Origin of the sequence: Brevundimonas sp. (genome assembly GCF_032107865.1) — a bacterium.
Classification (GTDB): Bacteria; Pseudomonadota; Alphaproteobacteria; order Caulobacterales; family Caulobacteraceae; genus Brevundimonas.
This window is the reverse complement of sequence record NZ_DAMCNG010000229.1, coordinates 1-4,038: the sequence shown is the minus strand read 5'-3', so window position 1 is coordinate 4,038 and position 4,038 is coordinate 1. Positions and strand designations below refer to the sequence as shown.

At 63.9% G+C, this 4,038-nt stretch carries 3 protein-coding genes and 1 pseudogene; 1 reads left to right on the top strand and 3 read right to left on the bottom strand.

Annotated elements, in window-relative coordinates:
* Nucleotides 1–165: 165 nt before the first annotated feature.
* The 3 genes from fusA to rpsL form a co-directional block, all read right to left on the bottom strand.
* Complete coding sequence (gene fusA / locus RT567_RS14385; RefSeq protein WP_313576951.1) at nucleotides 166–2,244, bottom strand: elongation factor G; 2,079 nt, start codon at nucleotides 2,242–2,244, stop codon at nucleotides 166–168.
* A 134-nt stretch (nucleotides 2,245–2,378) separates the two neighbouring features.
* Nucleotides 2,379–2,852: a 30S ribosomal protein S7 gene (rpsG, locus tag RT567_RS14380; RefSeq protein WP_087140773.1), complete on the bottom strand. Its 474-nt coding sequence runs from the start codon at nucleotides 2,850–2,852 to the stop codon at nucleotides 2,379–2,381.
* Nucleotides 2,853–2,915: 63 nt separating this feature from the next.
* Nucleotides 2,916–3,290, bottom strand: coding sequence for a 30S ribosomal protein S12 (gene rpsL / locus RT567_RS14375; RefSeq protein ID WP_003165508.1), 375 nt, complete (start codon nucleotides 3,288–3,290; stop codon nucleotides 2,916–2,918).
* A gap of 385 nt (nucleotides 3,291–3,675) precedes the next feature.
* Here rpsL and RT567_RS14370 point away from each other — a divergent pair.
* Nucleotides 3,676–4,038 (top strand): annotated as a pseudogene (locus tag RT567_RS14370) (hypothetical protein); the annotation flags it as partial.

The window sequence follows — 4,038 nt, the reverse complement described above, 5'->3', positions numbered from 1 at the left end:
CGATCGTGCCGATGTTCACGTGCGGCTTCGTGCGTTCGAACTTTTCCTTGGCCATTCTCTAGCTCCTGGTGTCCCCAAACTGGGGTCCAAATGGGTTTGGGGATAGGTGGGGCGATTTGTGGTCAAACCGCCCCGTTTTCAAGTGGGCCCGTCAGAAAGACGGACTTAGGCGTACTTCTTGATCACTTCGTCGGCGACGTGTTGCGGCACCGATTCATAGTGGTCGTACTGCATGGTGAACTGGGCGCGGCCCTGCGACATGCCGCGCAGCGTGTTCACGTAGCCGAACATGTTGGCCAGCGGCACGAAGGCGTTCACGACGACGGCGTTGCCGCGCATGTCCTGCCCCTGGATCATGCCGCGACGGCCGTTCAGGTCGCCGATGATCGAACCCAGGTACTCTTCCGGGGTCACGACCTCGACCGCCATGATCGGCTCGAGCAGCTTCGGTCCGCCCTTTTCCTTCAGCTCGCGGAACGCAGCGCGCGACGCGATTTCGAAGGCCAGGACCGAGGAGTCGACGTCGTGGAAAGCGCCGTCGATCAGCGTCGCCTTGACGTCGATCACCGGGAAGCCGGCCAGCAGGCCGTTGTCCTTGGCCGACTTCAGGCCCTTTTCAACGCCCGGGATGTATTCCTTGGGCACCGCGCCGCCGACGATGGCCGACTCGAAGACGAAGTCCGAACCCGGCTCGCCCGGCTCGAACACCAGCTTGACGCGGGCGAACTGGCCCGTACCGCCGGTCTGCTTCTTGTGGGTGTAGTCGATCTCGACCTTGCGGCTGATCGATTCACGATAGGCCACCTGCGGCGCGCCGATGGTCGCTTCGACCTTGTAGGTGCGCTTCAGGATGTCGATCTTGATGTCCAGGTGCAGCTCGCCCATGCCCTTCAGGATCGTCTGGCCCGACTCGTGGTCGGTCGAGACGGTGAAGGACGGATCTTCCGAAGCCAGCTTGGCCAGGGCGACGCCCAGCTTCTCCTGGTCGGCCTTGGTCTTGGGCTCGACGGCGATCTCGATGACCGGCGCCGGGAATTCCATCTTCTCGAGGATGACCGGGGACTTCAGCGGGTCGCACAGGGTATCGCCCGTGCGGGTTTCCTTCAGGCCGGCCAGGGCGACGATGTCGCCCGCGAAGGCTTCCTTGATGTCTTCACGGTTGTTGGAGTGCATCAGCAGCATGCGGCCGACGCGCTCGCGCTTGTCGCGCGACGAGTTCAGCAGCGACTGACCGGTCTCCATCTTGCCCGAGTAGACGCGGCAGAAGGTGATCGAGCCGACGAAGGGGTCGTCCATGATCTTGAACGCCAGGACCGACAGGGCTTCATCGTCCGAAGCCTGACGCGAGGTCGGCTCTTCGGTCTTGAAGTCGATGCCCGGAATGGCGGGGATGTCCACCGGCGACGGCAGGTAGTCGACGACGGCGTCCAGCAGGGGCTGCACGCCCTTGTTCTTGAAGGCCGAGCCGCACAGGATCGGATAGAAGGCGCCGGTGATGACGGCCTTGCGGATGCAGCGCTTCAGCACTTCAACCGAGGGCTCTTCGCCGCCCAGGTAGGATTCCATGGCCTCGTCGTCGATCTCGACGGCGTTGTCGACCAGGTACTGGCGGGCTTCGGTCGCGGCTTCGAGCAGATCAGTCGGGATGTCGCGAATGTCGGCCGAGGCGCCGACTTGGTCGGTTTCCCAGACCAGGGCCTTCATCTCGACCAGGTCGATCACGCCCTTCAGGTTCGATTCCGAACCGATCGGCAGTTGGATCGGCACAGCCTTGGCGCCCAGACGGTCGCGGATCGACTGAACCGAAGCGGCGAAGTCGGCGCCGATCTTGTCCATCTTGTTGACGAAGACGATGCGCGGAACGCTGTACTTGTCGGCCTGGCGCCAGACGGTTTCCGTCTGCGGCTCGACGCCGGCGTTGCCGTCCAGCACCGTCACGGCGCCGTCGAGCACGCGCAGCGAACGCTCGACTTCAATGGTGAAGTCCACGTGGCCGGGGGTGTCGATGATGTTCAGGCGCTTTTCGCGCCAGAAGGCGGTCGTCGCGGCCGACGTGATGGTGATGCCGCGTTCCTGTTCCTGGTCCATCCAGTCCATGGTGGACGCGCCATCGTGCGTCTCGCCCATTTTGTGGTTCTTGCCGGTGTAGAACAGGATCCGCTCGGTCGTCGTCGTCTTGCCCGCGTCGATGTGGGCCATGATGCCGAAGTTGCGGTAGTCTTCGATGTTATGTGTGCGGGGCATTGAAGTTGCCTTCCGGGAGCTTCGCGGACGCGGCGAGCGCCCTGGGGTGTCGGATATGACGGCGCGGGCGATTCCGAAAAACGCCCGCGCCAGATCGTCTTAAATAGTCGCCGCCATTGGCGGTTTTAAGACGCTTACCAGCGGTAGTGGCTGAAGGCGCGGTTGGCTTCGGCCATCTTGTGGGTGTCTTCGCGCTTCTTGACCGCGGTGCCGCGGTTGTTCGAGGCGTCCAGCAGCTCGGCGGCCAGCTTTTCCGTCATGGTGTTCTCGCCGCGGTTGCGGGCGGCGTTGACCAGCCAACGGATGGCCAGGGCGCGACGACGGTCCGGACGGACTTCGACCGGCACCTGGTAGGTGGCGCCGCCGACGCGACGCGAACGGACTTCGACCGACGGGGCGACGTTTTCCAGGGCGGCGTGGAAGGTCTCGACCGCAGTCTGCTCCTTCTTCTTGTCCGCCAGGATGTCGAAGGCGCCGTAAACGATGTTTTCGGCGACGGCCTTCTTACCTTCGTACATGACGTAGTTCATGAACTTGGTGACGATCAGATCGCCGAACTTGGGATCCGGCAGAACTTCACGCTTCTGGGCGCGGTGACGACGCGACATGGGTTATTCCTTCTCGGGCCCGACTGACGTCGGGGAAATCTCTGAAACGTAGGCCGGGGCCGATTACTTCGGACGCTTGGCGCCGTAGTGCGAACGACGCTGCTTGCGGTCCTTGACGCCTTGCGTATCGAGCACGCCGCGCAGGATGTGGTAACGCACGCCGGGCAAGTCCTTCACGCGGCCGCCGCGGATTAGCACGACCGAGTGCTCCTGCAGGTTGTGGCCTTCGCCGGGGATGTAGCAAACGGCTTCGACGCCGTTCTTGGCCAGGCGGACCTTGGCGACCTTACGCAGAGCCGAGTTCGGCTTCTTCGGGGTCGTGGTGTACACGCGGGTGCAGACGCCGCGACGCTGGGGCGAACCCTCCAGGGCCGGAACCTTGTTGCGGACCGGCTTCGGCTTGCGGGGCTTGCGGATCAGCTGGTTGATCGTGGGCATTCGAATTCGTCTCTTTTCGATGTGGAGGCGTGTGTCTTTCGACCGGAGCGCCTCATGAGCCTTCTTTTGAACGAGACCGAAGCCCCGCCCGGGTGTTATCGAGCCGAGGTCACGACGCCCAAACAGAAAAACCGGAACGCGCGCTTTGGGCGTTCCGGCGGGACACAGCCCGTCCGTTCAATTGTCACGATCTCAGCGAGCGGCGGACCGCCCACGTCTCGAAAGTGCGCGGCTTCTACGCTCGATCCGTTAACAGGTCAAGGGATTCGCACAGGCTGACGCCCGAAGCCCCGCGTTCGCACCCTGTTCAGGGATCGATGATATTGCGCCTATATATCGCCATGCTTGCCTAGGCATCATTCGTTCGGACGATGGGGGAGCCTTCATGAGCATCGCCGTTCTGCCCGAAGGCCCCGCAAAGCGGGCGCGACCGGGTCTCAAGCGAACCCTGACGGCAGGGGCCTCCCTGTTGTTGCATGCCGTTGTCCTGGGCAGCATGGCCCACTATGCGGCGAACGACCGTCGCGAGACTCTGCCCTCGCCGCCGACGCCGCCGATCATCCAGCTTGAGCTCGAGCGTCCGTTCAGTCCGCCGCAGCCGCTGCCGCCGCCTCTGCCTGCACCGACGCGCGTCCCAACACCCCCGCCCACGCCGATGGAATCCCAGCCGCCCCAGAGAACCCCAGCCCAGCCTTCTCCCGCCCCCGCACCCGTCGCGGTTCAGGCGACGCCAACGCCTCGGACAGCG